General features: G+C 58.0%; 3 protein-coding genes and 1 pseudogene. 1 reads left to right on the forward strand and 3 read right to left on the reverse strand.

Features of this window, described 5'->3' with window-relative positions; all coding sequences use genetic code 11:
- Positions 1–196, forward strand: a pseudogene (locus WCA53_RS11915) (porin); the annotation flags it as partial.
- Positions 197–655: 459 nt separating this feature from the next.
- Here WCA53_RS11915 and WCA53_RS11920 read toward each other — a convergent pair.
- From WCA53_RS11920 to WCA53_RS11930, 3 genes are all read right to left on the reverse strand, one after another.
- A complete protein-coding gene (locus WCA53_RS11920; protein ID WP_423909763.1) occupies positions 656–1,072 on the reverse strand; it encodes a universal stress protein in 417 nt (138 codons plus the stop codon).
- 133 nt (positions 1,073–1,205) lie between these two features.
- The gene (locus WCA53_RS11925; protein ID WP_423909767.1) at positions 1,206–1,904 is read right to left on the reverse strand and encodes a response regulator; all 699 of its coding nucleotides are present in this window, start codon (positions 1,902–1,904) and stop codon (positions 1,206–1,208) included.
- Positions 1,901–2,483, reverse strand: a 583-nt coding sequence (locus WCA53_RS11930; RefSeq protein WP_423909771.1) for an ATP-binding protein, incomplete at its 5' end; no start/stop codon positions are given. The genes WCA53_RS11930 and WCA53_RS11925, both read right to left, overlap by 4 nt.

The raw sequence follows: 2,483 nt of genomic DNA on the forward strand, positions 1-2,483 counted from the left end.
CAAGTGGCATGAAGGCACATTGCAGACCGACTACTCGGTAAGCAAACGCACGGACTTCTATGTTGAAGGCGTGTATCAACACGCTTCTGGCGCCCAGGGGGAAACGGTACTGAGCCAGGCCACCATCAACACATTATCGCCATCGTCGACGGGCAGCCAACTCGCCGTGACCGTGGGTATGCGCCATCAGTTTTAAAGAAGCCGCTGTTCGTTATGTCGTGGCGTAGGTCCGCCATCGAAATAACGAGCGGTGCGTGACATGGAATGACTAAGGCCGCCTCACATTTTTGTGAGTCGGCCTTGAATTTATCGGCGCGCATGGTACGTACAGCGATTGGCCTCGTCCTTATCGAAGGTCGCGCGAAGGTCTGCGCTTGAGGACCTTCTAATGGCGTGTGCTGTCTGGCGTCGATGCCTGTTTAACGTGGGCTCGGTCGGGCGGCAAATGGTGAGTTAGATCGAGAGCGGCGAAACACAAAAGCACACCCACGCCGATCGCACGGCGTATGAGCCAAAATCGGCGGTGCACCTGAGAATGTTTCATCTGGCTTTTTTCGTATTGTTCGCGACGTTGGCTGCACACCGTGTGGTAGCGGGATGTCAACACGTCCCACTTGCCTTGCGCGGACTAATGCCTGACGAGAGGGGACAAGCTTCAGTGAAGCATCGTCACCGGCGTTTGCATCCTGCGCCACAGCTTCGCCATCGTCCACCACCGGGAAATGAAACTCAAATGACTGGCATCCATCAGGACAACATCAGATTGTTTCTCGGACGCGCGCGCAGCGATTGTCTGTGCGATGGGTCCGAAAACGCGCACCCAGTGATACGGAACTCCTCCATCATCCAGAATCGCGCGAGTCTCGCTTAGCGCGCTCGACATCGCTCGCTTCTCCTTCAGGCGTAGCGCGCCACGAGAATGAAAGGCACTCACTCGCCCCTGGTCCAGTGGCTCCAGCACTTCGACGAGTTCAACCTCCGACACACAGTGCTCGGCAAATAAAAAAACTGCATGCCGGGCGGCTTGAATCGCACCGTCCTTGTTTATCACCGGTATGAGCACTCGTAACATGAAAGCTTCCTCGTTGCATCGATGGTCACAGTTTCATTACAGCAGATGCGGTATCAAGCCAGAGAACAATTCTGAGCGCATCGCGTAAAAATTCTGTCAAAAAGCCATCAAGAAGCGCTCGAGGTAGTCTGGATTACTGCGCACCTACGAGCCGGTAACCGACCCCGGTCTCGGTCACGATATGCACTGGTTGCGTCGGGTCAAGCTCAAGCTTCTGGCGAAGATGGCCCATATAGACCCGCAGATAATGTTGGTTCTCGACATAAGCCGGCCCCCACACTTCGCGCAGCAGTTGCTGATGTGTCAGCACCCGTCCGGGATGGCGCACAAGGGTCGTGAGTAACCTGTACTCGATCGGCGTGAGATGGATCATTTCGCCGTCCCGTGTGACCCGTCGCTCCGACAAGTCGACCAGGACGCAGCCAAACCTCACCTGCGGGGTCTCCTGCTGCCCGCCGCGATTGCGTCGTCTTAGTTGAGCCCGGATACGCGCGAGCAACTCGGATGCACCAAAGGGTTTGGTCAGGTAGTCGTCTGCGCCTGCATCCAACGCAGCAACTTTGGCGTCTTCGTGGGTTCGCGCAGAGAGCACGATGATGGGTTGCTCCATCCACGTGCGCAGTTCGCGAATGACATCGATGCCGTTTGTGTCCGGCAAACCCAGATCGATGACGAACAGGTCAGGCATGCGAAAGGCGGCTTCGCGCAAGCCCTGTTGTCCGGTCTCCGCCTCGAACACAATGATCTCGTGCGCTTCCAACGTGGAGCGCACGAAGCGCCGGATCTGCCTATCGTCTTCGATGACGACAATGGTCACCTTCGGCTCGCTCATGGATGATCCGTGTCCGCAAGGGCGCCAGGCGCTTCGCCACCTTCATCAGGAAGCGCCTCGAAAGGCGGTGGTTCGTTTGCCGGCAACGTGAACCAGAAGCGAGCGCCTACGATTTTCCCGCCCTCGCCTTCGCGATTCTCGGCGCCGATCTTTCCGCCGTGGGCCTCCACGATCGCCCGGCAAATTGCGAGACCCAAGCCGATCCCGGGTTTAGATGATTCCTTCTCACCCCGCGTAAATTTGTCGAAGAGAATGGGTTGAAGTCCCGGAGCCAGACCGGGACCGTTGTCGTCAATGCGAACCCTCACGTAACGCTCGCCGGCGACCCCTTCAATTGCCGCATCGATTGACAGTGGCGAGTCCGGCGGCGTGTATTTCGCCGCATTCTCGAACAGGTTTGCGAGTAGCCGCTCCATCAGGACCGCGTCTAGCTGTATCAATGGCAGATCGGCCGGCACGCGAACGTGTACCGGGTGCCCCGCGAGCGTTCGACGACACACCGCCAACGCCGCGCCGACCACCTCCTCCAACATGAGCCATTGCCGGTTCAGACGTATGCTCCCTGCTTGCAGCCGGGCC

Origin of the sequence: Caballeronia sp., assembly GCF_049581465.1 — a bacterium.
Lineage (GTDB): Bacteria > Pseudomonadota > Gammaproteobacteria > Burkholderiales > Burkholderiaceae > Caballeronia.

Bases quoted from the DNA above. Each gene is read 5' to 3' on its own strand.
- WCA53_RS11920 (WP_423909763.1), bottom strand. From the start codon at position 1,072: ATGTTACGAGTGCTCATACCGGTGATAAACAAGGACGGTGCGATTCAA.
- WCA53_RS11925 (WP_423909767.1), bottom strand. From the start codon at position 1,904: ATGAGCGAGCCGAAGGTGACCATTGTCGTCATCGAAGACGATAGGCAG.